This is a genomic window from Alcanivorax sp. DG881 (assembly GCF_000155615.1).
Taxonomy (GTDB): Bacteria; Pseudomonadota; Gammaproteobacteria; order Pseudomonadales; family Alcanivoracaceae; genus Alcanivorax.
Genome location: NZ_DS989915.1, coordinates 860,266 through 885,494, shown reverse-complemented (window position 1 = coordinate 885,494; position 25,229 = coordinate 860,266). Strand labels below are relative to the sequence as shown.

The following is a 25,229-nucleotide window of genomic DNA, read 5'->3' as shown; positions in this document are numbered from 1 at the left end:
CGCGCCACCAGGTCACCGAGCACTGTCATGCCCATGGACAAACCCAGCTTGCCCAAGATCACCCGCCGGCCGCAGCACACGCCGGACTGGCCCGATGTGCCGCCCATGCTGGCGCGGATTCTGGCCGGGCGGGGGGTGACCGATCCGGCACTGCTGGACCTGGGCCTGAAACGTCTGCCGCATCCTGAGCAGTTCATTGGTTTGCGTGGGGCTGTGGCGTTGCTTTTACAAGGGCGAACTGACCATTGGCGCATCTGCATTGTGGGTGACTACGACGCGGACGGTGCCACGGCCACCACGCTGATGGTGCGGGGCCTGGAGCGGCTGGGCTACCCGCGCCCGGATTTCCTGGTGCCGGACCGGTTTGAATACGGCTATGGCCTGTCGCCGGCCATCGTCGATCTGGCCAAAGAACTGTATGACCCAGACCTGATCATCACCGTGGATAATGGTATCGCCAGTGTGGATGGGGTGGCCGCTGCGCGAGCGCAAGGCATGCGAGTGCTGATTACCGACCATCACCTGCCCGGCGATACCCTGCCGGAAGCGGATGCGCTGGTGAACCCGCGCCTGCCCGGTTGTGAGGATTTCCCCGCCACCAACCTGGCCGGGGTCGGGGTGGCGTTTTATTTGTTGATGGACCTGCAGCGGGCGTTGCGCGAGCAGGGCGTTGCTGCCAGCGCGCCGATTACCGATCTGCTGGACCTGGTGGCGCTGGGCACGGTGGCCGATGTGGTGGTGCTGGACGATGCCAACCGGGTGCTGGTGGAGCAGGGCCTGCGGCGGATTCGTGCCGGCAAGGGCTGCCCGGGGATTCGTGCGCTGCTGCAAGTGGCAGGCCGGGACCCGAACCGGGTATTGGCAGCGGACATGGGCTTTGCTGTGGGCCCAAGGCTGAATGCGGCGGGGCGGCTCACTGACATGACCCAGGGCATCGCTTGTTTGTTGGCGGAAACCGATGCCGAAGCCACCGAGATGGCCCAGGACCTGGACACCATCAACCGGGAGCGTCGCTCCATCGAGCACGGCATGCGCGATGCGGCCATGGAGGAGGTGGCCCGGCTGGATGCGGACAACCTGCCCGCAGGCCTGTGTCTGTATGGGAAGGAATGGCACGAAGGGGTGGTAGGGATTCTTGCCTCGCGAGTAAAGGAAGCGATTCACCGGCCGGTGATTGCCTTTGCCCCGGCCCAGCAGCGTGGCCAATTGAAAGGCTCGGGCCGTTCGATACCCGGTTTGCACCTGCGTGATGCGCTGGATGCGGTGGCCACGGCCAACCCCGGGCTGCTGAGTAAATTCGGTGGCCACGCCATGGCGGCGGGGCTGTCGCTGGAGCTGGAAAAGCTGGACGCCTTCAAGGCGGCCTTTGAAAAAGCGGTGGGTGAGCTGCTGTCTCCGAAAGCGCTGGAGCGCATTGTGGAAACGGACGGCGAGTTGGAAGACCACGAGCTGTCGCTGACGAATGCCGAATTACTCAGCCACCGTTTTCCCTGGGGGCAGGGGTTCCCGGCGCCCAGTTTCGATGGCGAATTCGAGGTGCTCAAGCATCGTATCGTCGGCGAACGCCACCTGAAGCTGACGCTGGGCCTGCCGGGCGTCAGCGGGGTGATTGATGCCATTCATTTCAATGTGGCGGTGGACGCGCTGCCCAGCCGTATCAACAAGGTGCGCGGGGTGTATCGCCTGGAGGTCAACGAATTCCGTGGCCAGCGCAATCCCCAGCTGCTGTTCGAGCATTTGATTCCGCTTTAGTGGGTTGGATCCGGTGGGGTGTCGGATTACGGCTACGCCTAATTCGACCTACATAACCCGCCAGCCCCCGTGACTATGTAGGTTGAATTAGCCTGAAAGGCGTAATCCAACATTGGGCCTCGAATCGAAACCGCTTTATGTTCCCCCCCCATCGACTCCTGCAAAATTGTCGACAATGCTGTCGGCGGCCCCGGTTTTTGCTAGCATTGCGCCTCGCGCTCACCATCGGGCGCCTGTTTTACCAGGGTACGGCCCAAAAGGCCGTGCCGGCATTGACTGCGCGGGGTGGCTATCGTCCACCGCCGTGTTGTGTCCTTAACGGAGGGGACTCAAATGAAGACCATACACAAGCACCGCCTGAAGGTGGTCAACGAAGTGCAGGAGCTACGCCTGCCCGAAGAAGGCAAGGTACTGCGGGTGGATTACATCCCCCAGGAAGCGGTGATTTTCATGTGGGTGGAAGTGGACGCGGATACCGTGATCGACACTCCGAAAGAAGTGCGCACCTTCAAGGTGTTCACCACTGGCTCGGGCATTCCCAACAATGCCAGCTATATCGGCACCACCATTGATAACATGAAGGGCGAGGCTCACCACGTTTACGAGTTGAGAGACTGACGTAGGTGTGTCCGGGGCCTCGACAAAGCCGCTGTAGAAACGAAGCGTAGCGGAGTAACGCAGGTATTTCCGTGCGGCCCGAAGGGTGAGCGAAGCGAATAACTCCTCTTGAGGGACGAATCCGAGCCTTGGCGAGGAAACAGGCGATGCGGGTGTCACCTGATCATTCTGGAGATCCCGGTTGCTCTGCTGCTCCGAACCGAATCCGGGGCAGACTCTGCGGACGATTTCCACGCTGACGCGTGGTTCGTCCCTCAAGAGGAACTCCTACAAGCGGCTTCGTTATAAACGTGCGGGTCGATGCCCCTAGGGCCCGGGGATGGTCTGACCCTCGTCAGCTAACCCGCAAACCGTTAGACTGCGCTGTTTTCCGCGTATCAATTCTGCCAAGCACTTATTCTAGAGAGACGTAATGGAAGTCAATCCGCTGCGAACCCACCTTTCCGACCTGTCTGAGCGTGTCGAAGCGCTTAGGGGGTATCTTTGACTACGATCAGAAGAGTGAACGTCTGACCGAAGTCGAGCGCGAGCTTGAAAACCCGGATGTCTGGAACGATCCGGACTATGCCCGGGCCCTGGGCAAGGAACGCGCCCAGCTGGAAATGGTCGTGAACACCATCAACGATGCCTCCCAGGGAGTGGAAGACACCTCCGCCCTGTTGGATCTGGTGGTGGAAGAGGGGGACGAAGACACCCTCACGGAAGTGGAAAGCGACCTGCGGGATCTGGAAAAAATGGTGGCGGATCTGGAATTCCGGCGCATGTTCTCCGGGCAGATGGATGCCTGCAGTGCCTATCTGGATATCCAGGCCGGTTCCGGTGGCACCGAGGCCCAGGACTGGGGCGAGATGATGCTGCGCATGTACCTGCGCTGGGGCGAGGCCCATGGTTTCAAGACCGAGCTGGTGGAAGCCTCCGCCGGCGATGTGGCCGGCATCAAGTCTGCCACCATCCGTTTCGAAGGCGAGTACGCCTACGGTTGGCTGCGTACCGAAACCGGTGTGCACCGGTTGGTGCGCAAGAGCCCGTTCGATTCCGGCGGCCGCCGCCATACCTCGTTCAGTTCGGTGTTCGTGTCCCCGGAAGTGGATGACGATATCGATGTGGATATCGACGTGGGCAGCATGCGGGTGGATACCTACCGGGCCTCTGGTGCCGGTGGTCAGCACGTTAACCGGACTGATTCGGCGGTGCGCCTGACCTATGAATACACTGATGAGGGTGGCGAAAAGCACACCCTGGTGACCCAGTGTCAGAGCGGGCGTAGCCAGCACCAGAACAAGGATCAGGCCTTGAAGATGATGCAGGCCAAGGTCTACGAAGTGGAAATGCAGCGCCGCAACGCGGAAAAACAGGTCCAGGAAAGCAACAAATCGGATATTGGCTGGGGCAGCCAGATCCGCTCCTATGTACTGGATGATGGCCGCATCAAGGATCTGCGCACCGGCGTAGAGAGCCACAATACCCAGCAGGTATTGGACGGCGCGCTGGATCAGTTTATCGAAGCCTCCCTGAAAGCGGGATTGTGATGATGCTGGATGCCAGATTGCTGGCATCGGGCGCTTTACCGGAAGCCTAACGCTATGAGCCAAGACGAAACCACACCGAATGCCGACGCCTCTCAACAGGCTGCTGCCGAAAACCGTCTGATCGCAGAACGTCGCGCCAAGCTGGCCGAGCTGCGCGAGGGTGGCAATCCGTTCCCCAATCATTTCCGCCGGGATTCCCTGGCCGCCGACTTGCAGGCGCAGTATGGCGAGTTCACCAAGGAAGAGCTGGAAGAGAAGAATATTCAGGTGGCAGTGGCCGGCCGCATGATGCTGGACCGCAAAGCCTTCAAAGTGCTGCAGGACATGTCTGGGCGCATCCAAATTTTTGCGCCCAAGGATGAAACCCGCGATGTGCGCAAAGAGACCAAGAGCTGGGATCTGGGCGATATCATCGGGGTGCGCGGCACGCTGTGTAAATCCGGCAAAGGCGATTTGTATGTGATGATGGATGAGTACCTGCTGCTCACCAAGTCACTGCGTCCGTTGCCCGAGAAGCACAAGGGCCTGACCGACACCGAGGCCAAATACCGCCAGCGTTATGTGGACCTGATCGTCAATGAAGATACGCGCAAGGCGTTCCAGATTCGCGCCAAGATCGTGGCCGGTATCCGTAACTTCCTGGTGCAGAAAGACTTTGTGGAAGCCGAAACCCCGATGCTGCAGGTGATCCCCGGCGGCGCCACCGCGCGCCCCTTCATCACCCATCACAACAGCCTGGACCTGGACATGTACCTGCGCATTGCGCCGGAACTGTACCTGAAGCGGCTGGTGGTAGGCGGCTTCGAGAAGGTGTTCGAGATCAACCGTAACTTCCGTAATGAAGGCCTCTCCACCCGGCATAATCCGGAATTCACCATGCTGGAGTTCTATCAGGCATACGGTGATTACCATGACCTGATGAACCTGACCGAGGACATGCTGCGTACCCTGGCCGAGACGGTACTGGGCACCACGGATGTGGCCTATCAGGGAGATGTGTACGATTTTGGTAAACCGTTTACCCGGATGACGGTATTCGATTCCATTTTGCATTTTAATCCGGATATGGATGCCGCCAAGCTGGCGGACCCGGACGGCGCCCGTGAAATCGCCACCGGGCTGGGTATTCCGCTCAAGGATGGTTACGGGTTGGGCAAGGTGCAGATCGAGATCTTCGAGAAGACGGTGGAACACCGCCTGAAAGATCCCACCTTCATTACCGAATACCCCACCGAGGTGTCGCCGTTGGCGCGCCGCATGGACGATAACCCCTTCGTGACAGAGCGGTTTGAGTTCTTTGTGGGTGGCCGTGAAATCGCCAACGGTTTCTCCGAGCTGAACGACGCTGAAGATCAGGCCGAGCGTTTCCGCCAGCAGGTGGAAGAGAAAGCCGCGGGTGACGACGAAGCCATGTTCTACGACGAAGATTACGTGGTCGCGTTGGAGCACGGGCTGCCGCCGACGGCCGGAGAGGGCATCGGCATCGATCGTCTGGTAATGTTGTTCACGGATGCTCCGTCGATTCGTGACGTGATTCTATTCCCGCATATGCGCCCCCAGGGGCGGTAATGGCGGTTTTTTCGGGCGCGTGTTGCGCCCGCCGTTTGCGGGTTTGAGGTCGGGAGAGCGACACACAAATTCAGGGCTGACAACAAAGGCTGGCTGTGTCCATGACAAGTGCAATTCAGTACCAGGGAAGAAAAGCGCGCCGCACCGGTAGCGAGCAGCGCCGACAGGCAATTCTTGAGGCCTCACTGAGCATTATCGTGCGCGAGGGTATTCGTGCCGTTCGACACCGTGCGGTAGCCCGTGAAGCGGAAGTGCCGCTGTCGGCGACCACCTATTATTTCAAGGATATCTCCGACCTGATCGCAGACACCTTCACGCTGTTCGCTGAGCGGGCCATGAAGGAAGTGATCGAACCGTTCAAGGAACAGGCGTTCGGGCTGATGTCACAGTTTTCCCGCGATAGCCTGGACAACCCGCAAGAGCGGGATCGACTGGTGAAGATGCTGGCGCAAATGATGGCCGCCTTCATCGTGGATGAACTGCAGAATCGTCGTGACCATGTGGTGGCCGAACAGGCGTTTATTCAGGAAGCGATTCTGGATGCCCGGCTGCGTGAACTGGCGGACATGTACCTGCGCCAGCATGTGGAGACGCTGACCATGGCCTGCGAACTCTTCGGCTGCAAGGAGCCAAAGCTGGACGCAGAGCTGATATTTGCGACCTTCCTGACTATCGAGCAGCGCTTGCTGGTGCACCCGGAAAAAATCTCCCAGGAGTTTGTCGAGAAGCGCATGTACAACATGTTGGATAAAGTCGTTCCTCTCCATGGTTGATGTGGATGCCGCGAACACGTCTGGCAGCAAGATCGTGCCGTTAGAGCCGGGCTGGAAACGGCATCTGGCGGGCGAATTCGAGCAGGATTACATGGCGCAACTGCGTGCCTTCCTGGCGGAGCAGAAGCGAGCGGGGAAAACGGTTTTTCCGCCGGGGCCGGATATTTTCAACGCCTTTAACCTGACGCCCTTTGAGCAGGTAAAGGTCGTGATTCTGGGGCAGGACCCTTATCACGGGCCGAACCAGGCCCATGGCCTGTGCTTTTCCGTTCAGCACGGCGTAAAAACACCGCCGTCACTGGTGAATATCTACAAGGAAATTCACCGGGATCTGGGTTTCGAGATCCCTTCCCATGGCAACCTGACCCATTGGGCTGAGCAGGGCGTGCTGTTGCTCAATGCGGTGCTTACTGTCGAGGCTGGGCAAGCCGCTTCGCACCAGAAACAGGGGTGGGAGAGGTTTACCGATGAAGCCATCGAACACTTGAATCGTGAGCGTGAAGGGTTAGTGTTTCTGCTTTGGGGCAGCCATGCTCAGAAGAAGGGACGTCTGATCGACCGCGACAAGCATTGTGTGCTCTCTGCTCCGCATCCTTCGCCGTTATCCGCCTATCGGGGCTTCCTTGGCTGCGGCCATTTCTCCCGTGCCAACCAATATTTGCTGCAGCAGGGCAAAACGGCCATCGATTGGTCGGTGCCTGAAAATTAACGATTAATAATGAATAGTTAATAGCTGCGCGGTTGGTCGCCTCGGTCTCTTCAAGCCCAGGGGCCGCGCCTATAGCATGAACGCGGCTTCAGACGTTGCTGAATAGATGGGGTGGCCCGCGCAAATGATTAACTGTTAATTATTAACTATTCACTGCTTTATGGAGTTGTCGTGTCTGACTGCGTGTTGTTTTCCGAAATCGAAACCCGCTGCGGGCGTGTGATCGCCCGTGCCACCCTGAATGCCCCCAAATCCCTGAACGCGCTAAGCCTGGAGATGATCCAGTTGCTGAGCGAGAAGCTGGATGCCTGGGAGCAACGTTCTGATGTGGTGGCGATCTGGCTGGATGGCGCGGGCGGCAAGGCGCTCTGCGCGGGCGGCGATATCGTGCAGATGCACAAGTCCATGGTGAAACACGCGGGCGAAGGGCGTAATCCGTTTACCGAAGAATATTTCGCAGCGGAATATGTGCTGGATTACCGGCTGCATACCAGCGCTATTCCGGTGATCGTCTTTGGCGACGGTATTGTCATGGGCGGCGGTATGGGCCTGTTGCAGGGTGCCGACTTCCGCCTGGTGACGCCGCGCTCGCGCATGGCCATGCCGGAAATCACCATCGGCCTGTTCCCGGATGTGGGTGGCAGCTGGTTCCTGAATCGTCTGCCCGGCCGGGTGGGGTTGTTCCTCGGCCTCACCGGGGTGCACATCAACGGTCGCGAAGCCGTAGAAATTGGCATGGCGGACCGCATGGTGGACGCCGATGCCGACAGCCTGCTGGATGCACTGGCCGAGCAGGATTTCGCGGATGATGAAGCCGAAAACCGCGCGGTGATCTACCGCTTGTTCAAGCAGCAGGCGGCGGACATGAGTGATCTGCCTCATCCGTTGATCGACCATCTGCCGTTGATCAACCGTTTGTGTGATGGCGAAAGCATCGCGGTGGTTACCGAGCAGCTGCTGAACGTCAAAGAGCGCGACCGCTGGCTGGACAAGGCACTGGGCAACCTGGAGCGCGGTTGCCCGCAAACCGCCCACCTGGTGTGGGAGCAGCTGGACCGCTCTACCTATTACGATTTGGCTGAAGTGTTCCGCATGGAGTGGTGCCTGGCTGTGCAATGTTCCCTGCACGGTGACTTCCGCGAAGGGGTGCGGGCCTTGCTGATCGACAAGGACGGCAAGCCCGGTTTCCGTCACCGTGATGTGGCGTCGGTGCCGAAAGACTACATCGAAGGGTTCTTCCGCTGCCCGGCGCCGAAGCATCCGCTGGCGGCCATTGATAGTTGATAATGGATAATTGAGAACGACGCGAGCCGGATTTCATGGTTCGTAAAGCAAAGAGGCCGCGCCTAAACATTGGCGCGGCCTCTTGCGTTTATTGCCACGACCAACCCGCGCGCTATTCACGATCACCTGAATTCCCGATCCCTCATTGGTATGAATTTCCCTTAAAAGCCTTGTTTATTGTGTGGAGCTGGTGAGAATGGCTCGCCAAAATATGCAATAAATCACATTTATGGGGTAAAGGGGATGACACAGAGTCCATGGACGGTCAGTGGGGTGCTGGCGGGCCTGTTGCTGCTGGGGGGGTGTGGCGGCGAGGGTAATGACAAACCGCGTATGCAACCAACGCTGAATGAAAGGGTGGCAACGTTGGCACAGCAGCAGGGTATTAGCGGTGATCCCAGTACGGGGCGGAGTATTCCGGATATTGCGTCGCCCAAGGCGCAGCTGGGCATGCAGCTTTTCTTCAGCAAGGGGCTGGGCGGTGATCTGGATTCCGCCTGTGTTTCTTGCCACCACCCGATGCTGGGTGGTGGTGATGATCTTTCCCTGTCTATTGGTGTGGAAGCGGTTCAGCCGGATCTTCTGGGGCCGGGTCGTCTGCATCTGAACACTGGCCACCACTACGATGGTGGCCCGACGGTGCCTCGCAATGCTCCTTCTACCTTCAATATCGTGTTCTACGATGATGTGTTGTTTCACGATGGCCGGGTGGAAAGCCTGGACAAGACCCCGGGCCTGAACGGTGCCGGTGGCGGTATCCGTACCCCGGACTCTCCTTTCGGTGTGGCTGACCCGGATGCCGGTGCCAACCTGTCCGTGGCCCAGGCTCGTTTCCCGGTGACCTCTCCGGAGGAAATGCGCGGCTTTGTTTTTGAGGCGGGCAACAGCAATGCGGACCTGCGCAGCCATCTTGAGCAGCGACTGCGCGGTACTGATGCGGCACTGACGCTGGTGACCAACAATTGGTTGGATGAGTTCCGTGAGGGATTCGAGCAACCGACGGCGAATGCGGACACCCTTATCACCTACAGTAATATTGCCGAGGCGCTTGCTGCTTACCAGAATTCCCAAGTGCTGATCAGCACACCCTGGAAAGCCTATCTGGAAGGGGATCGGCTGGCGATTAGTGACCGGGCCAAGCGCGGGGCCCTGCTGTTCTATAAGTCCGTCGAGAAAGGCGGAGCCGGTTGTGCGGGCTGCCACAGTGGCGACTTCCTCACCGATGAGCAGTTTCATGTAGTGGCCATGCCCCAGGTGGGTCGTGGCAAGGGAGATGGTCCGGATGGCAGTGAAGATTTTGGCCGTTTCCGGGAAACCGGTGATGCTGACGACAAATATGCTTTCCGCACGCCGCACCTGATCAACGTGACCGAAACCGGTCCCTGGGGGCATGCTGGTGGTTATACCTCGCTGGAAGCCGTTATACGCCATCACCTGAATCCGCAGCAGGCCATCGACAACTTTGACTTCAGTCAGCTTGATCCGGCCGTGCAGGTGAGCAATATGACAGCCAATACCCAGAAGGCGCTGGACCAGTTGGCCAGCCTGCGACTGGCAGGTAAGTCACAACTGCCGGACACAGTGTTGAGTGATGAGCAGGTGGATCAGTTGCTGGCGTTCCTGGGGACGCTCACCGACCCTTGTCTGAAAGATCGTAACTGCATGGCAAAATGGATCCCGGATAACACCATCGCCGACCCGGACGGATTGCGGCTGCAAGCCCAGTCGTCACTCTAGGGCTGAGTGTCGCGTGTGGTGCGATGTGTTGTGGCGAATGCTGCCATCATCGCGCCGCCAGCGCTCTCCTTATGGATTGCCGGTCTCTGTTTTCGCAGAGTTCACCGCTTTATAACGCAAGAGGCCGCGCTTAATGCCAGAGCGCGGCCTCTTGCGTTGGACGATAATAACGATGCGGGTTAACTATTGCTTATTAATAGTTAACCGAACTTTTAATCTTTCCAGGGCAATGCATAGGGCAGGGTGCCGAGCTGGCTGTCTAGCGGTTGCTCGTCCTTGAACAGTACGCCGTCGGTGTCGCGGCGCAGTACCACCAGTGCGCTGTGCCCGGCATGATTGCGGGCGCTGCTGACTACTTCACCGGCAGCCTTGCCGTCGCTGTTGCGAAGAGTCTCGCCGGGTGCCAGGTCCACCTCGGCGGCGTAGTCAATGCGCTGCATGCGCTGCTTGAGTTTGCCCTTGAAGTGCATGCGCGCGACGACTTCCTGGCCGGTGTAGCAGCCTTTCTTGAAATTCACTCCGGCGGTGACGTCGTAATTAAGCACCTGGGGCAGAAACAGGTCTTCTGCGCCGGGATAGACCATGCCTTCGCCCGCGTCGATGTCGGCTTGACGCCAGCCGTTGGCATTGGTGGCGGCACGATCCAGGGCAAGCACGGTCCAGACGGATTCGGCCTGTTCGGTGTCAGTGATCAGCAGGGCGTGATCCGTATTGGGGTAGCGCAACCAGAGGCCCTGTCCGTTACGTCCGCTCTGGCCGGGTTCGGGTGAGGTGGCAGGCAAGGCGCCGCTCAGTCCCATTAGCACCGCTTGCTCGTCGACCTGAAATTCCACCTTGGCGCGCAGACGGTACTTCATCAGTGACTTGATCACCGCCTCGCTTTGCCCGGCGGGGCAGAGCATCAGGTAGTCATCACCGTCTTGCACGATGCGTACGCTCACCAGCCCACGGCCTTTCAGACTCAGGTGCATGCCGGTGAGGTGGCCTCCGTTGTCCACTTCATGGAGGTCACAGGAAAGCTGCCCTTGCAGGTAATGGCCCGCTTCCTCGCCGTAGGCGCGGATGACGGCCAGGTGATCGCAATGGCTTAATGCCGGTGCGGTGCTTGCCTCGGCATGGTCAGCGAGGGGTTGGGCGGCGATAAACTGGGACCAGCTCATGGTGCTCCTGTCGTTTGGGCATGTGTGTCTTGGCGTGTGACGCCGAAGAGTCGAGAAATCATCAGGCATGATAGATAATGCGCGCACAGCCTGAAAGCCATGGTTGGTAATTGGCGCAAGACGCCGGAGTTTCTGATCAGGATAGTGCAGAAATGAGTAATGAAGACCTGAAACGCAAATATCGCTGGCAGTGTCGCCGGGGCGCCTCCGAAGTGGAGGTAGTGCTGTACGGCTATCTGGATGACCATTTTGACGCGGAGCCGGCCGAGCGCCAGGCCCAGTTCGCCACCTTGCTTGCCTGTGAAGACGCCGACATGTTCGAGTGGTTTACCTATCGCAGTGAGCCTGCGGACCCGTTGTTAAACGAGTATGTGCGTCATGTCCTCGGCCTGGTCTCCACGAAGAAAGGTTAAGCTCGGCGCTTCCCGCTATCCGGCGCGCCTGCGCTGGCTGGCGATGTTGGTGGTGTGGCCGGCCATTATGCTGTCGTCCTTGCCTGGCTGGGCCATGCTGGTGTTGCTTGGTGTATTGCCGGTGATGCTGTTGGGCTGGCGCCTGCCACAGCCGGAGGCGCTGGAATTGCACGCGCAGACGTTGACGGTAATGGGGGAGCATACCCAAGTGATGGAGCAGCCCCTGAGGGTCATTCGCCATGGCCCCTGGCTGGCCATGCAAACGCCAAAGGGCTGGCTGCATGTGTTTGCGGATCAGGCGTCGGTGGCAGAGTTGCAGCCGTTTTATCAGTGGCTGTGGACCAACAGGAAGAGCAATTAATAGTTAATAATGACTAATTAATAGTTGCGCGAGCAGCGTATGTAGATTTCAACGCATAGAGACCGCGCCCAGCTCCTGGGCGCGGTCTCTTGCCTTTCAGAACAGAAAGGGGCAGTTCGCGACGTTTTTAACTATTAACTATTCATTGTGTCCGGTGTCAGGATCGTGTCCCTGGTTTCTTCATTCACACCGGGAAAATCACGCATGAAATGCAGGCCGCGGCTTTCCTTGCGTTGCATGGCGGAGCGGATGATCAGTTCGGCGATGACGACCAGGTTACGTAGCTCTAGCAGGTCGTTGCTGATGTGGTAGTTGCTGTAATACTCGGCGATTTCGCTCTTCAGCAGTTCGGCCCGGTGCAAGGCTCGCTCCAGGCGTTTTTCTGTTCTCACAATGCCCACGTAATCCCACATGAAGCGGCGCAGCTCGTCCCAGTTGTGGCTGATCACCACGTCTTCGTCGGAGTCGGTGACCTGGGAATCGTCCCATTCATTGTCGTCCCGGGGCGTGGGAAGGTTATGCAGGTGTGCGCCGATATGGTCGGCGGCGGCTTTGCCATAGACGAAGCACTCCAGCAGGGAGTTACTGGCCATGCGGTTGGCGCCGTGTAGGCCGGTGAAGCTGGTTTCGCCGATGGCGTAGAGGCCGGGCACATCGGTTTGTCCGTGTTCGTTGATCATTACGCCGCCACAGGTGTAGTGGGCGGCAGGCACCACGGGGATCGGGTCGCGGGTGATATCCAGTCCCAGCTGCAGGCACTTGGCGTACACGGTGGGGAAGTGCTCGATGATGAAATCTGCTGGCTTGTGGCTGATGTCCAGGTACAAACAGTCCGCCCCCAGCCGCTTCATTTCATGGTCAATGGCGCGTGCTACCACATCCCGGGGCGCCAGCTCGCCGCGTTCATCAAAGCGGTTCATGAAGCGTTCGCCATTGGGTAGCAGCAGGTGCCCGCCTTCGCCGCGAATGGCTTCGGTGATCAGGAAGCTTTTCGCCTTGGGGTGGTAGAGGCAGGTGGGGTGGAACTGCATGAATTCCATGTTCGCCACCCGGCAACCGGCTCGCCAGGCCATGGCGATGCCATCGCCGGTGGCCACATCTGGGTTGGAGGTATACAGGTACACCTTGGAGGCGCCGCCGGTGGCCAGTACCACGGAGCGGGCCAGGATAACGTCGGTTTCCCCGGTTTGAATGTTGTGTACGTAGGCGCCGCAACAGCGTTTTTCTTTGCCCTGTTCCCCGTTGGGGGCGTCGTGTTCCTGCACGATCAGGTCCACTGCCACCCGGTGTTCAAAACGGGTCACGTTGTGCTTCTGGCAGACCTGTTCAATCAATGTGCCGGAAATGGCTTTGCCGGTGGCGTCGGCGGCATGAATGATGCGCCGGTGGCTGTGGCCGCCTTCGCGGGTCAGGTGGTAGGGCAGCTTGCTGCCGTCACCGCTGTCGAAGCGGGTGAAGTCCACTCCCAGATCAATCAGCCAGCGGATGGCGTCGGGACCGTTTTCCACGGTGAAGCGCACGGCATCATCGTGACACAGGCCGGCGCCGGCCACATGGGTATCGGCCACGTGGCTTTCCAGTGAATCTTCCTGATCCAGCACCGCTGCCACGCCACCCTGGGCGTAGTAGGTGCTGGCACTGGTGAGCTCTCCTTTGGAGAGCAGGGCAACCTGACACTCATCCGGCAGGCGCAATGCGGCGGTGAGGCCTGCAGCGCCGGAGCCGATAATGAGTACATCGTGTCGGTAGGTAGCCATGGAGAATCCTGTTGTGAAGAGCCCGGTTGGGTGGGATATGCGGTGGCCAGTATAGCGGTGAATTCGGCTCTGGCTAAATGACCAATGCTGATCTATCCCCCAAATGGGGTATGCGGTTTTGTGACAGAGTTGTTATTTTCCTGTGACTTGGGACAGCGCTGCTTTCATTGGGGGGAGTGGCGTACGGAAAATCAGTATCGGGGAACACTATGAGAAGGGTACTAAAAGGGCTGGCAGCCAGCGCGATAGCGGTGAGCTTGTTGAGTGGCTGTATGTCCGCAAATTACTACACCGAGCAGGGCACGCCGATTACGCAGGACACTATTGATCTTTTCAACACCAATCCGAATAACCCGATTATTCCCTACGCCAAGGGAAAAGCGACTTATGATGCCTATCCGTGGGCCAGTGAAAAGTTCCAAAAAAGCCTGAATGAGAAGCCCAGAAGTAGTGCCAATGATGAATTGGCCCTGGCAGCGGATTACTGGTTGCATGAGGGGGATATGCCGCCGCTGGATATCACTGTAACGCGCCAGCGTCCGAAAAATAGCATTGCTACGATTGCTACTGTGGTGGTGACTACGGTGGGCTGTTCATTCAGCCTTTGTCTGGTACCCATGGTGGCACCGCAGCAATTCGATACGACCATTGAAATGCGTTCGGAAGGAGAGCTGGTGTACAGCGCCAACGCTCACTATCGCGGCACGATTTTCATGAGTTGGTTTCCGCTAGGGAAATTGCGAGGTACCCAGAAAGTCACCGATGCGGCCTGGTATGCCTCTTTCTTTTCCCATGAAGAAAAGCTGACGCGAAGTATTGTTGCTGAAGAGCCTCTGTATGACTCGCTCAAGAAATCAAAGGATGTGGACAAGCTGGCCGCCGCGCTGGATAACCCGCAACTGAAATTCTATCGCCCGCTGGTGTCCACCCATTTGGCTGAGGTGTTGGCGGGGCGCAAACGTAACGAACGCCTCAAGGCCTATGCGGCGATCGTCGAAAAACACCCCGAATTTGCGGATGACATCCAAGGCAATGAGCGCCTGCTGTTTGTGGGGCCGGCGGATTTGCGGGTGATGGATGTGCTCAAGGAGACCTACCGCAAGCGCTCGGCCCCGGCCATGGCGGCGAGTATCAAGGCTGCGGGCCAGCCCTATGGCCTGTTTACCCCTGAAGAATCCAGCTGGTTGACCAGGGAGGGGCTGCCTGCTGACGTGGTGGCGGCCATGATCGAGGTCAGTGAACCGAAGGCGGCACCGGGGGCCGGACCTGCTGGCTTGATGGCGGCCGCCGCCCCGGGCGGGCAGGCCGGGGCTCAACCGGTGGCCGGCACCACCCTGGAAGCCACGGCCACGGAATGTTCCAAGGCGTATGCGGCCAAGAAGGTCTGCGAAACCCTGCCCGGCGATCCGTTCGGTTTGCTGATGCGTGGCTGTATGGCCCAAGTGAAAAAGAAATTCGGCGGTAGTGGTTGCTCCATTTTCTAGTCTTGATGTCCCCCCCCCTCGCCAGATTCGTCCTGCCTTGCGAGGGGGGCTCGGTTTACCTGATCTTGAGAATGCGTCTGATTTTCAGCTTTATTGGAACCATCAGCGTTTCTGCCTGTCCGATTCTGTCCTATAAACACGCCACCGCATTGGCAAAGAAATGTTCAAGCAATGTGAAAAGGTGGCGAAATCGCGCTCATGGTGTAGCCGCCACGCCGGCAACTGCTACAATGGCGCGTTTTAGCGGGTCGTCATAATACGGCCATGGTTACTTCACGCGTTTCGCGATAGATCCGGGGGATCGGTGTCAGACGAAGAGTTGGTCAAGAAAGCCAAAACCGGCGATCAACGTGCCTTTGAGGTGCTGGTGCACAAGTACCAGCAGCGTCTTTTTGCGTTGATTAGCCGCTATGTGCGTGACCAGGACGAGGTCCAGGATGTTGCCCAGGAAGCCTTTATCAAAGCCTGGCGCGCGCTGCCCCGATTCCGTGGAGACAGCGCCTTTTATACCTGGCTTTACCGTATCGCGGTCAATACTGCCAAGAATCATCTGGTGTCTGCCAGCCGGCGGCCGCCGGGCTCTGACCTGGATGCAGCCGAAGCCGAGCAGTACGCCGGTGCAGAAATGCTGCACGAAATTGGAACCCCGGAGTCCCTCGTGTTGTCAGAGGAACTGGAGGCGGTGATCCATGCAGCGATCAACGAGCTGCCTCAGGAGTTGAAGACTGCGGTGACCCTGCGTGAATTCGAGGGCCTCAGCTACGAGGACATTGCGGTCGTCATGGAATGCCCGGTGGGCACAGTTCGGTCCCGGATCTTCCGGGCCAGGGAAGCAATTGACACAGCTGTCCGCCCGCTATTGGGCTCACAGCGCGGCGATAAAGGGTGAGAGTATGAACAGGGATTTGGAAACGTTGTCCGCGTTCCTCGACGGTGAAACCAGCGAGCTGGAAACCCGCCGGGTGATGCGTGATATCGATGATAGCGAGCTGGATACGCTGGCGCGCTGGCAGCTGGCCAGCGACGTAATGCATGGTCAGGCTTCCATGGCAGTGCCGGCGGGTTTTAATGCCAGCCTGTCTGCTGCGTTGGCAGACGAAGCGGTGCCGGCGCGTCGTCCGGCATGGCTGGGTGGCATGGCGCGACTGGCTGTGGCGGCTTCTGTGGCGGCGGCCACCGTGGTTGGCTGGCAGACCTGGGAAGGCAGCCAGGCGGTGAATGGTTCTGCAGCACCGGCTCTGGCCGCTGCGGCGCCGGATAACCGCATCAGCCGTCCGTTTGGTGAAACCTCCCTGGTTTCCCAGGCGTTCAAGACCAGCAATGTGACGGCGACCCCCGCTACTGCAGTGCCGGTCTCCCAGCCCCGTGTAAACAACATGCTGCTGCGTCATAGCGATTTCGCAGCGCGCCATAGCGGCCAGGGCATGATGCCCTTTGCGCGCCTGGTCAGCATGGATGCCCGTCACGGGGCCCGCTAACGGATGATGCTTCGAGCTCTTGCCTTCTCTCTGACCCTCTGCTCGCCAATGGTGGCGCTGTCTGAAGTGGCGCTGGCGAACCCCTCGCCGGCGCAGGATCAGCTCCAGTCCATGGCACAGGCCAATCGCTCCCTCGATTACACCGGCCGTTTCCTTTATCAATTTGGTGCCGAAGTCAGCACCATGGAAGTGAGTCATGCGGTGATAGGTGGCCGTGAGTTCCAGCGGCTGACCCATCTGGATGGCCGCCTGGTGGAGGTGCTGCGCCGGGGCGACGAGGTGGTGTGTCTGCACCCGAACGGCACCCTGACTCGCATTAACCGTGAGAAGGGTGGCCCCTTGGCCCTGGGCGACCGGATCGCCAATGATGTGCCGGAGCAGTACAACATTCTGGTGGATGGTGATGGCCGCGTTGCCGGCCGTGCGGCCACGCGTATGCGTGTGGCGCCCCTGGATAACCACCGTTACGGTTACCGCCTGTGGCTGGATAACGACAGTAATCTGCTGCTGAAATCGGAAGTGGTTGATGGCAGTGGCGTGGCGCTGGAGCGAGTGGAGTTTGTCACTCTGACGCTGGCGCCGCCGCTCACCGAGCAGGATTTCGCCATCCCGGAAACCGTGAAAGAAAGCGATCTGAAACAACTGGCGGATTCTCACCCGTCTCACCAGTTGTCGGTGGATGCGAAATGGATGCCGGCGGGGTTTACCTCCGTGGATAAAGACTGGCGCCAGGGCGGCTCCGACCGCGAGCCGGTGGCAGCACAAGGTTACAGTGACGGTCTGGCGGCCTTTACCGTGTTTGTGGAAGCGGTGGGTGACAGCACCGTGGAAGAAGGCGTGAGCCGCGTAGGCCCTACGGTCGCCGTTAGCCGCAGGCTCACGGCCCCCAGTGGAGCCTACCTGGTGACGTTGGTGGGCGAGGTGCCGCAAAACACCGCAGAGCGGGTGATTGAAGGCATCAGCGTGCGAGACAGCCAGCCCTGATGTTGCAGGAGCAGGGAGTCGTCGTGGCGGTAGAGCCCGGGGCTATCTGGGTAGAAACCGTGCGTGCGTCCACCTGTGGTGCCTGCAAGGCGAAAGCCGGTTGCGGGCATCACCTTATCAATGAACAGCAGTCCGGGCAGCGCGCCCGCCTGCGGGTTCCTTCTCAAGATTCTCACCAGGTTGGCGATACCGTTAATGTGGCCTTACCCGAAGGCGCGCTGATGCGTGGTGCCCTGTGGGTATATGGGTTGCCCCTGGTGTTGCTGTTTACCGGTGCCTTGCTTGGCTCGGCGCTTCCCGTCGAAACCGTCGATACGTCTGCCTTGCTGGGTATGGCGGGGCTGTTTCTCGGTTTTGCGGTCAACCGTGTCATGAGCCGCCGTGCGGGGCATACTCTGGCTTATCAACCACGCTTGGTGCCATCCGGGGACGATAGTTGCCAGGCTGTGGTGATTAAGCCTGCATCGCAATAACAGGCCGCGGACAAGGCCTGACAAAAGGAGACTTCAATGCGACGAGAATTTCGTTTCGCAGCAGTGTGGCTTGTAATCCTGAGTGCCGTACTGGCGGCATGCTCCGACCCTGCTTCTGAACCTTCCAGCGAACGCGGTGAACCCCTGGTGACCGGCCTGCCTGATTTTACCCGCCTGGTTGAAAAGGAAGGGCCAGCGGTGGTGAATATCAGCACCGTGACGCACCGGGATGAGTCTTCTGCCGCGGATCAGCTCAAGCAGCTGCCGGAGTTTTTTCAGCACTTTTTTGAACAGTTCGGTGGCGAGGGTGACATGCCGTCGTTGCCGGAGCAGGACGATACCCGTTCGTTAGGGTCCGGGTTCATCATTTCCGCTGATGGTTACGTGCTGACCAACAACCATGTGGTGGCGGAAGCGGATGAAATCATGGTGCGCCTGCAGGACCGCCGTGAGTTGCCCGCCGAGTTGGTGGGAGCGGATGAGCAGAGCGACCTGGCTTTGCTGAAGGTGGATGCCGGTGATCTGCCGGTGGTGGACATCGGCTCCTCTGCGGATTTGAAAGTCGGCGAATGGGTATTGGCCATTGGCGCCCCGTTTGGCTTCGACAGCAGTGTGACGGCCGGTATCGTTAGCGCCAAAGGGCGCAGCCTGCCCAGCGACAGCTATGTACCCTTTATCCAGACCGATGTGGCGATCAATCCAGGTAATAGCGGTGGGCCGTTGTTCAATCTGAGCGGTGAAGTGGTCGGGATCAACTCACAGATTTTCAGTCGTTCCGGCGGCTATATGGGCGTGAGCTTTGCCATTCCCATGGACATGGCCATGGATGTGGTCAGTCAGCTCAAGGATGGCGGTAAAGTCAGCCGAGGATGGCTGGGCGTGCTGATTCAGGAGGTTGATCGGGATCTGGCCGAGTCCTTTGGCCTGGATTCGCCCCGCGGTGCGCTGGTTTCCCAGGTGCTGGTGGGCTCCCCAGCCGAGGCGGCCGGGGTGGAGCCGGGCGACGTGATTACCCGGTTCAACGATGAAACCATCTACCGCTCATCGGAGCTGCCGCGTTGGGTTGGCCTGGTGAAGCCCGAATCGGATGTGGACATGGTGGTGATCCGCGATGGCGAGAAAAAGACCTTGTCGGTGACCATCGGCCTGCTACCGGATAACCCGGAAATGGCTCTCAAGGGCGGTGCTGAATCTGATAAGGCGTCACCCGCGGTGAAGCTGGGTCTGGCCGTGCGGGAAGCATCAGCGTCGGAATTGAGCCGTCTGGACCTCAAAGCCGGTGTGGTGGTGACCCAGGTGAGCGAGGGCCCGGCCCGCCAGGCGGGTATTCAGGCGGGGGATATTCTGGTGACCCTGCACAATACCCCGATCAACAGCGCGGCGGATCTGGCCGATGCGGCGGCGGCCTTGCCGGAAGACGGCACGGTGGCGGCACTGGTTAACCGTGATGGCACTCCCCGTTTTCTGGCACTGAAGCTGCCATAACCCCTTTTTCAGGGCCTGATACAGGGTTTTTCGGCGCACCGGACGGTGCGCCGTGCAACTCCCCCCCGATATCCGCTAGAATCGCGGCCCATTGTTTGTCGTTTTGAGTATCACGGTGTGTTGTCCGGCGCAGGGTTGGGCAGCAGGACGGTTCTTTCTGATCCTTGGGGTGTGACCACGGGGCGGGGAGTGCCGGTGCGGCAACGACTTTTTGTTCAACAGGCCTTATGACTGACATCAAGAATATCCGCAACTTTTCCATCATTGCCCATATCGACCATGGCAAATCCACGTTGGCAGACCGCTTTATCCAGGTTTGCGGCGGCCTTAGTGACCGTGAGCTGAAGTCTCAGGTGCTGGATTCCATGGAGCTGGAGCGGGAAAGAGGCATTACCATCAAGGCCCAGAGTGTGACCTTGTACTACAAGGCCCGTGATGGCGAAACCTACCAGTTGAATTTTATTGATACGCCGGGCCACGTGGATTTTTCCTACGAGGTCTCCCGCTCCCTGTCGGCCTGTGAAGGGGCGCTGCTGGTGGTGGACGCTGCCCAGGGTGTGGAAGCCCAGTCCGTGGCCAACTGCTACACCGCCATTGAACAGGACCTGGAAGTGCTGCCGGTTCTGAACAAGATCGACCTGCCCCAGGCCGAGCCGGAAATGGTGATCAACGAGATCGAGGAAATTATCGGCCTGGATGCCCATGATGCTTGTCGGGTGTCGGCCAAGACCGGCGTGGGTGTGGATGATCTGCTGGAGCAATTGGTCGAGCGTATTCCCTCCCCGGAAGGCAAACGCGAATCGGACCTGCAGGCTCTGATTATCGATTCCTGGTTCGATAATTACATGGGCGTGATCTCGCTGGTGCGGGTGAAAGAAGGCTGCCTGAAAAAAGGTGACAAGATTCTGGTGAAATCCACCGGGCAGACCCATGTGGTCGACAGCTTGGGGATCTTCACTCCCAAACGCACCGAGACCAAATTGCTGGAAGCCGGCGAAGTGGGCTGGGTGAGCGGCAGCATCAAGGATATTCACGGTGCCCCAGTGGGGGACACCCTGACCCTGGCGAAAACCCCCAATGTACCGGCCTTGCCGGGCTTCAAGAACGTCAAGCCGCAGGTCTACGCGGGTATGTTCCCTGTGAGCGCGGATGACTATGAAGATTTCCGTGATGCGCTGGCCAAGCTGACCCTGAATGATGCCTCCCTGTTCTATGAGCCGGAGACGTCCGACGCGTTGGGCTTTGGTTTCCGGGTAGGCTTCCTTGGCATGCTGCACATGGAAATCATCCAGGAACGGCTGGAGCGCGAATACGACCTGGATTTGATTACCACGGCGCCCACCGTGGTGTACGAACTGGCGCTGGTCTCCGGCGACATCCTGCACGTGGATAACCCGTCCAAACTGCCTGAAGGCGGCAAGATCGAGGAGTTCCGCGAGCCTATTGCGCGGGTCAATATCCTGGTGCCACAGGAGTTTGTGGGTAATGTGATCACTCTTTGCGTGGAGCGCCGTGGTTCACAGATCAATATGCAGTATCTGGGTAAACAGGTTGCCCTGACCTACGATATTCCCATGGCGGAAGTGGTGCTGGATTTCTTCGATCGCATCAAGTCCGTGAGCCGGGGCTTTGCCTCCATGGATTATGCCTTCGAGCGATTCGAAGCCACCAAGCTGGTGCGGGTCGATGTGTTGATCAATGGCGATAAAGTGGATGCGCTGGCGATGATCTGTCACCTGGATCAGTCTGCCTACCGGGGCCGTGCCCTGTGTGAAAAAATGAAAGAGCTGGTGCCGCGCCAGATGTTTGATGTGGCCATTCAGGCGGCCATTGGCAGCAAGATTATTGCCCGCCAGACCGTAAAGGCTCTGCGCAAGAACGTGACCGCGAAATGTTATGGCGGTGACGTATCGCGTAAGAAGAAGCTGCTGCAGAAGCAGAAAGAAGGCAAGAAGCGCATGAAGCAGGTGGGGAATGTGGAAATCCCCCAGGAGGCCTTCCTGGCCGTGCTGAAGGTGGATGATTAATTAATAAGCGCAAGATGCCTGATGCCGAACGCTTGATGCAAAACCTCAACGCGTTTGGTGTCCGGCTTCTGGCATTGGGCGTTATGTCGGAGATTTCTGTTGGATATTGATATCGGTTTCTGGTTGACCCTGGCGTTGGCGATTACGGTTGTCGTCTGGCTGATCGACAAGGCTCTGAAATTGAAGAGCAAGGGCGGCCCGGTGGCCAGTGTAGTGGAAACCTCCAACTCGCTGATTTCAGTGTTCTTCGTGGTGCTGGTGATCCGTTCATTTATTGTTGAACCGTTTACCATTCCCTCCGGCTCCATGCTGCCAACCCTGAAGGTGAATGACTTTATTCTGGTTAACAAGTTTGCCTATGGCCTGCGTTTACCCGTAACCAATACTAAAATCATTGCAACCGGTGAGCCTGAACGCGGTGATGTGATGGTGTTCAAGTTCCCGGAAAACCGGAAGCAGAACTTCATCAAACGTGTGGTGGGGTTGCCCGGTGACACGGTTCAGGTGAAGGATAACGTTCTGACGGTGAACGGGGAGATCGTTGATCGGGATCTGGTGAATGAATGGGCTGGCCCGGGTGTGTGGCGCAAGCAATACGTTGAGCAGTTGGGTGACGCGACTCACCTGATTTGGCAGGAAGGCAAAACCAACCCCTATACCGGACGTCAGCTGCCGCAGGCACGTACCCAGGGAGAATGGACGGTGCCGGAAGATGCCTACTTTGTGATGGGCGACAACCGTGATAACAGTAACGACAGCCGATTCTGGGGTATAGTCCCTGAGGGGCTGGTCGTGGGGGAAGCGTTCATGATCTGGATGCACTGGAAACCGGTTTTCTCTCTGCCCAGTTTTTCTCGTAATGGCGCTATTGATAAGGTGGAGGCAAACTAAAATGATGACAACAACGCCCTCACGGCAACGTGGGATGTCGATGATCAGTTGGGCAGTCGTGCTGATTGTTGTGGCTATCCTGGGGACAGCAGCATTCCGTATGGTTCCGGCCTATATGGAGCACAACACGATTTCGACAACCATCCGCTCAGTGCTGCAGGACAGCAAAACAGCACTGATGTCCCCGAGTGAAATACGCGCAGGGATCGACAAGCGGTTTACTATTAACCAGGTCGATGTAATTCGTGTCGATGACCTGGCTATCGCCAAGGAAGGTGGTGTGCTGACCGTGTCCACAGACTATGAAGTGCGCGAACCGATGTTCTACAACGTGAGCATCGTGATGACCTTCAAAGACGAGTTCAAGAAAGACGTTCGCCAGTGAACGGTGACCTTAACCGGCTGATGGCCCGTCTGGGCTATCAGTTCCAGGATATTTCCCTCCTCGAGTTGGCGCTGACACACCGTAGTGTCAGCCGTCACCGTAACTACGAACGGCTGGAGTTTCTCGGTGATGCCCAGCTCGGGCAGATTATCTCCGTTGCCCTGTTTGAACAGTTTCCTGAAGCTGCTGAAGGTCAGCTGACCCGTATGCGTGCGTCTTTGGTGCGTGGCCAAACGCTGGCGTTGGTGGCACGGGAACTGGGCTTGGGGGAATACCTGGTGCTGGGTGGCGGTGAGTTGAAAAGCGGCGGCTTTCGTCGTGATTCCATTCTTGCGGATGCGTTGGAGTCGATTATTGGTGCCATGTTGCTGGATGGTGGCGAGTCCCGTTGCCGTGAGGTTGTGCTTTGCTGGTTTGCGCCACGCCTTGACGCCATTTCCCCGCAAAGTGCCCAGAAAGATGCCAAAACCCGTTTGCAGGAATGGCTGCAGGCGCGCAAATTTGAATTGCCGACCTATGAAGTGACCCAAGTGGAAGGGCTGGCACCGAAACAGACCTTTGATGTGCAGTGCTCACTGGATCAGGTGCAGCAGATATTTATCGCCCAGGGCGCGAGCCGCCGCAAGGCTGAGCAGGAGGCCGCAAGCCTGGCGCTTGAATGGCTGGAGCAGCAGTATGACTGATACCCCAACGTCCCAACCCGATGACTCCCAAGCGACCCGTTGCGGCATGGTGTCCATCGTCGGGCGTCCCAACGTGGGGAAATCCACGTTGATGAACCACTTGATCGGCCAGAAAGTCAGCATTACTTCACGTAAGCCGCAGACCACCCGTCACCGTATCCACGGAATTCTCAGCCGGGACAACTATCAGATTATCTTTGCCGATACGCCGGGTATTCACACGGGACAGGAAAAGGCGCTTAACCGCGCCATGAATGAAGCCGCAGTGTCCACCCTGTTCGGTGTGGACGTGATCTGCATGATGGTGGATGCCATGAAGTGGACGCCGGCGGACGAGCACGTGCTGTCCCTGTTGCCGGAAAAAGATCAGGTGCCGGTGCTGCTGATCATTAACAAGGTCGATAACGTGGATGACAAGGCCGCCTTGTTGCCGCATATCCAGACCTTGAGTGAACGTTACCCCTTCGATGCGGTGATTCCTGTCTCCGCATTGCGCGAACAAAACCTGGTGGAGCTGGAAAAGGCACTGGTTCAGCGCTTGCCGGAAGGGGAGTTCTGGTACGAGGAGGATCAGCTTACCGACCGCAGCCTGCGTTTTATGGTGGCGGAAATTATTCGTGAAAAAGTGGTCCGCCAGCTCGGGCAGGAAGTGCCCCACCAGGTGAGTGTGGAAGTGGAGATGTGGGAAGATGGCCCCCGCGTCACCGAAATTTCCGCCGCCATTCTGGTGGAGCGCCGCGGCCAGAAGAAAATTCTTATTGGTGACAAGGGCGAGCGCATCAAGCAGATTGGCATTCAGGCCCGTGAAGATATTGAACGCCTGATCGAGCGCAAGGTGATGCTCAACCTGTGGGTGAAGATCAAGGCGGGCTGGTCCGATGATGCCCGCGCGCTGCGCTCGCTCGGCTACGATGAGCCGCGCTGAGACGTCACTGCAAGCCGCCTGGTTGATTCACCGGCGGCCTTTTCGTAATACCAGCCTGACGGTAGACCTGTTTCTTCCCGCGCTAGGCCGCATTGGTGCGGTGGTGCGCGGTGGCCGCAAAGACCCGTTGCTGGCGCCGTTTACGCCCCTGTGGGTAGCGCTGAAGCCCTCCGGTGAGATGTATTCCCTGCGGGCGTGCGAGCCACGGGGGAATCGACTTATGCTGACCGGCAAGGCGTTGTACTGCGGGTTTTACCTGAACGAGCTACTGACGCGACTGCTGCACCGGGACGACCCCAATCCATCGGTTTGGCCGTTATACGAGCAGGCTCTGTCCGACTTGCAGACGCAGACTCCGTTCGACATTACGCTGCGGCAATTCGAATTGGCGGTGTTGGAGCAAATCGGTTACGGCATTGCTCTGGATCAGGATGTTCACGGGCACGGGCTGGATCCCGAGGCGTTATACCAGTTAAATCCTGAGCAGGGTTTGGCGAAGACAGAAACCGGGGGCGGTTATGCTGGCGCAGACTTGCTGGCCATTGCCCAAGGTGATTGGCATCCCGCTTCGCGCAGGGCAGCATTGAGTCTGTGTCGACATTTACTGGCGCCGCATCTGGGCAACCGGCCACTGAAAAGCCGGGAGCTGTTTCGGGAGAAATGAAAGCTAGAATCAAAATACGAGTTACGAGCTAGAAGCTAGAAGCTAGAAGCTAGAAGCTAGAATTCTGGCTCGCCCTCTACAGGTCGGC

Annotated in this window: 24 protein-coding genes; 22 read left to right on the top strand and 2 right to left on the bottom strand. The window is 58.5% G+C overall.

The window, feature by feature from the left end; all coding sequences use genetic code 11:
- The first annotated feature begins 33 nt into the window (after positions 1 to 33).
- The 8 genes from recJ (at position 34) to ADG881_RS03915 (ending at position 9,971) form a co-directional block, all read left to right on the top strand.
- On the top strand, positions 34 to 1,752 hold the full coding sequence (gene recJ / locus ADG881_RS03950) for a single-stranded-DNA-specific exonuclease RecJ (protein WP_007149534.1): 1,719 nt from the start codon (positions 34 to 36) through the stop codon (positions 1,750 to 1,752).
- 333 nt (positions 1,753 to 2,085) lie between these two features.
- Positions 2,086 to 2,370 (top strand): hypothetical protein, encoded by a 285-nt coding sequence (locus tag ADG881_RS03945; RefSeq protein WP_007148998.1) that lies wholly within the window; start codon positions 2,086 to 2,088, stop codon positions 2,368 to 2,370.
- A gap of 412 nt (positions 2,371 to 2,782) precedes the next feature.
- A protein-coding gene (prfB, locus tag ADG881_RS03940; protein WP_155135802.1) for a peptide chain release factor 2 occupies positions 2,783 to 3,899 on the top strand; the annotation gives its coding sequence in 2 pieces (ribosomal slippage) (positions 2,783 to 2,854 and positions 2,856 to 3,899; 1,116 coding nt in all).
- Between the two features lie 54 nt (positions 3,900 to 3,953).
- A complete protein-coding gene (gene lysS, locus ADG881_RS03935) occupies positions 3,954 to 5,468 on the top strand; it encodes a lysine--tRNA ligase (RefSeq protein ID WP_007148769.1) in 1,515 nt (504 codons plus the stop codon).
- A gap of 101 nt (positions 5,469 to 5,569) precedes the next feature.
- Entirely contained in the window at positions 5,570 to 6,241 is a 672-nt protein-coding gene (locus tag ADG881_RS03930) for a TetR/AcrR family transcriptional regulator (protein WP_039926092.1), read from the top strand.
- Positions 6,234 to 6,950, top strand: coding sequence for a uracil-DNA glycosylase (ung, locus tag ADG881_RS03925; RefSeq protein ID WP_007148651.1), 717 nt, complete (start codon positions 6,234 to 6,236; stop codon positions 6,948 to 6,950). Before ADG881_RS03930 ends, ung begins: the two co-directional genes overlap by 8 nt.
- Positions 6,951 to 7,121: 171 nt before the next feature.
- Positions 7,122 to 8,234: an enoyl-CoA hydratase/isomerase family protein gene (locus ADG881_RS03920; RefSeq protein ID WP_232211683.1), complete on the top strand. Its 1,113-nt coding sequence runs from the start codon at positions 7,122 to 7,124 to the stop codon at positions 8,232 to 8,234.
- Positions 8,235 to 8,477: 243 nt separating this feature from the next.
- Entirely contained in the window at positions 8,478 to 9,971 is a 1,494-nt protein-coding gene (locus tag ADG881_RS03915; protein WP_039926090.1) for a cytochrome-c peroxidase, read from the top strand.
- A gap of 212 nt (positions 9,972 to 10,183) precedes the next feature.
- On the opposite strand, the gene ADG881_RS03910 is transcribed toward ADG881_RS03915, so the two are convergent.
- Complete coding sequence (locus ADG881_RS03910) at positions 10,184 to 11,131, bottom strand: folate-binding protein YgfZ (protein WP_007151593.1); 948 nt, start codon at positions 11,129 to 11,131, stop codon at positions 10,184 to 10,186.
- A 152-nt stretch (positions 11,132 to 11,283) separates the two neighbouring features.
- On the opposite strand from ADG881_RS03910, the gene ADG881_RS03905 reads away from it, so the two are divergent.
- Both ADG881_RS03905 and ADG881_RS03900 read left to right on the top strand, forming a co-directional pair.
- Complete coding sequence (locus tag ADG881_RS03905) at positions 11,284 to 11,544, top strand: succinate dehydrogenase assembly factor 2 (RefSeq protein WP_007148457.1); 261 nt, start codon at positions 11,284 to 11,286, stop codon at positions 11,542 to 11,544.
- The gene (locus ADG881_RS03900; protein WP_232211682.1) at positions 11,510 to 11,905 is read left to right on the top strand and encodes a hypothetical protein; all 396 of its coding nucleotides are present in this window, start codon (positions 11,510 to 11,512) and stop codon (positions 11,903 to 11,905) included. Before ADG881_RS03905 ends, ADG881_RS03900 begins: the two co-directional genes overlap by 35 nt.
- Before the next feature lie 134 nt (positions 11,906 to 12,039).
- On the opposite strand, the gene nadB is transcribed toward ADG881_RS03900, so the two are convergent.
- The gene (gene nadB / locus ADG881_RS03895; RefSeq protein WP_007150586.1) at positions 12,040 to 13,662 is read right to left on the bottom strand and encodes an L-aspartate oxidase; all 1,623 of its coding nucleotides are present in this window, start codon (positions 13,660 to 13,662) and stop codon (positions 12,040 to 12,042) included.
- A 272-nt stretch (positions 13,663 to 13,934) separates the two neighbouring features.
- Here nadB and ADG881_RS03890 point away from each other — a divergent pair, with 272 nt between their 5' ends.
- The 12 genes from ADG881_RS03890 to recO all read left to right on the top strand — a co-directional run bounded on the left by ADG881_RS03890 (position 13,935) and on the right by recO (position 25,141).
- On the top strand, positions 13,935 to 15,146 hold the full coding sequence (locus ADG881_RS03890; protein WP_007148757.1) for a hypothetical protein: 1,212 nt from the start codon (positions 13,935 to 13,937) through the stop codon (positions 15,144 to 15,146).
- Between the two features lie 304 nt (positions 15,147 to 15,450).
- The gene (rpoE, locus tag ADG881_RS03885; RefSeq protein WP_007150383.1) at positions 15,451 to 16,035 is read left to right on the top strand and encodes an RNA polymerase sigma factor RpoE; all 585 of its coding nucleotides are present in this window, start codon (positions 15,451 to 15,453) and stop codon (positions 16,033 to 16,035) included.
- A 4-nt stretch (positions 16,036 to 16,039) separates the two neighbouring features.
- Positions 16,040 to 16,624, top strand: a complete 585-nt coding sequence (locus ADG881_RS03880) for a sigma-E factor negative regulatory protein (protein WP_007150750.1) — start codon at positions 16,040 to 16,042, stop codon at positions 16,622 to 16,624.
- 3 nt (positions 16,625 to 16,627) lie between these two features.
- Positions 16,628 to 17,608, top strand: coding sequence for a MucB/RseB C-terminal domain-containing protein (locus ADG881_RS03875; protein WP_155135781.1), 981 nt, complete (start codon positions 16,628 to 16,630; stop codon positions 17,606 to 17,608).
- Between the two features lie 23 nt (positions 17,609 to 17,631).
- Positions 17,632 to 18,081, top strand: coding sequence for a SoxR reducing system RseC family protein (locus ADG881_RS03870; RefSeq protein WP_232211681.1), 450 nt, complete (start codon positions 17,632 to 17,634; stop codon positions 18,079 to 18,081).
- Positions 18,082 to 18,117: 36 nt separating this feature from the next.
- Entirely contained in the window at positions 18,118 to 19,566 is a 1,449-nt protein-coding gene (locus ADG881_RS03865) for a DegQ family serine endoprotease (protein WP_039926087.1), read from the top strand.
- Between the two features lie 227 nt (positions 19,567 to 19,793).
- Complete coding sequence (gene lepA / locus ADG881_RS03860) at positions 19,794 to 21,593, top strand: translation elongation factor 4 (protein WP_007151197.1); 1,800 nt, start codon at positions 19,794 to 19,796, stop codon at positions 21,591 to 21,593.
- A 99-nt stretch (positions 21,594 to 21,692) separates the two neighbouring features.
- Complete coding sequence (lepB, locus tag ADG881_RS03855) at positions 21,693 to 22,484, top strand: signal peptidase I (protein WP_007150499.1); 792 nt, start codon at positions 21,693 to 21,695, stop codon at positions 22,482 to 22,484.
- Between the two features lie 34 nt (positions 22,485 to 22,518).
- Positions 22,519 to 22,869 carry a DUF4845 domain-containing protein gene (locus ADG881_RS03850; protein WP_232211680.1) on the top strand — a complete coding sequence of 117 codons (351 nt, stop codon included), beginning with the start codon at positions 22,519 to 22,521 and terminating at the stop codon, positions 22,867 to 22,869.
- Complete coding sequence (gene rnc, locus ADG881_RS03845) at positions 22,866 to 23,552, top strand: ribonuclease III (RefSeq protein ID WP_007150385.1); 687 nt, start codon at positions 22,866 to 22,868, stop codon at positions 23,550 to 23,552. Before ADG881_RS03850 ends, rnc begins: the two co-directional genes overlap by 4 nt.
- A complete protein-coding gene (era, locus tag ADG881_RS03840; protein ID WP_039926085.1) occupies positions 23,545 to 24,477 on the top strand; it encodes a GTPase Era in 933 nt (310 codons plus the stop codon). Before rnc ends, era begins: the two co-directional genes overlap by 8 nt.
- Positions 24,464 to 25,141, top strand: coding sequence for a DNA repair protein RecO (recO, locus tag ADG881_RS03835; protein ID WP_007150748.1), 678 nt, complete (start codon positions 24,464 to 24,466; stop codon positions 25,139 to 25,141). Before era ends, recO begins: the two co-directional genes overlap by 14 nt.
- The last annotated feature ends 88 nt before the right edge of the window (positions 25,142 to 25,229 follow it).

What these genes read in the sequence shown, in the direction of transcription:
- recJ (WP_007149534.1), top strand. Translation starts at nt 34, where the DNA reads ATGGACAAACCCAGCTTGCCCAAGATCACCCGCCGGCCGCAGCACACG.
- ADG881_RS03945 (WP_007148998.1), top strand. Translation starts at nt 2,086, where the DNA reads ATGAAGACCATACACAAGCACCGCCTGAAGGTGGTCAACGAAGTGCAG.
- lysS (WP_007148769.1), top strand. Translation starts at nt 3,954, where the DNA reads ATGAGCCAAGACGAAACCACACCGAATGCCGACGCCTCTCAACAGGCT.
- ADG881_RS03930 (WP_039926092.1), top strand. Translation starts at nt 5,570, where the DNA reads ATGACAAGTGCAATTCAGTACCAGGGAAGAAAAGCGCGCCGCACCGGT.
- ung (WP_007148651.1), top strand. Translation starts at nt 6,234, where the DNA reads ATGGTTGATGTGGATGCCGCGAACACGTCTGGCAGCAAGATCGTGCCG.
- ADG881_RS03915 (WP_039926090.1), top strand. Translation starts at nt 8,478, where the DNA reads ATGACACAGAGTCCATGGACGGTCAGTGGGGTGCTGGCGGGCCTGTTG.
- ADG881_RS03910 (WP_007151593.1), bottom strand. Translation starts at nt 11,131, where the DNA reads ATGAGCTGGTCCCAGTTTATCGCCGCCCAACCCCTCGCTGACCATGCC.
- ADG881_RS03905 (WP_007148457.1), top strand. Translation starts at nt 11,284, where the DNA reads ATGAGTAATGAAGACCTGAAACGCAAATATCGCTGGCAGTGTCGCCGG.
- ADG881_RS03900 (WP_232211682.1), top strand. Translation starts at nt 11,510, where the DNA reads ATGTCCTCGGCCTGGTCTCCACGAAGAAAGGTTAAGCTCGGCGCTTCC.
- nadB (WP_007150586.1), bottom strand. Translation starts at nt 13,662, where the DNA reads ATGGCTACCTACCGACACGATGTACTCATTATCGGCTCCGGCGCTGCA.
- ADG881_RS03890 (WP_007148757.1), top strand. Translation starts at nt 13,935, where the DNA reads ATGTCCGCAAATTACTACACCGAGCAGGGCACGCCGATTACGCAGGAC.
- ADG881_RS03880 (WP_007150750.1), top strand. Translation starts at nt 16,040, where the DNA reads ATGAACAGGGATTTGGAAACGTTGTCCGCGTTCCTCGACGGTGAAACC.
- ADG881_RS03875 (WP_155135781.1), top strand. Translation starts at nt 16,628, where the DNA reads ATGATGCTTCGAGCTCTTGCCTTCTCTCTGACCCTCTGCTCGCCAATG.
- ADG881_RS03865 (WP_039926087.1), top strand. Translation starts at nt 18,118, where the DNA reads ATGCGACGAGAATTTCGTTTCGCAGCAGTGTGGCTTGTAATCCTGAGT.
- lepA (WP_007151197.1), top strand. Translation starts at nt 19,794, where the DNA reads ATGACTGACATCAAGAATATCCGCAACTTTTCCATCATTGCCCATATC.
- ADG881_RS03850 (WP_232211680.1), top strand. Translation starts at nt 22,519, where the DNA reads ATGTCGATGATCAGTTGGGCAGTCGTGCTGATTGTTGTGGCTATCCTG.
- era (WP_039926085.1), top strand. Translation starts at nt 23,545, where the DNA reads ATGACTGATACCCCAACGTCCCAACCCGATGACTCCCAAGCGACCCGT.
- recO (WP_007150748.1), top strand. Translation starts at nt 24,464, where the DNA reads ATGAGCCGCGCTGAGACGTCACTGCAAGCCGCCTGGTTGATTCACCGG.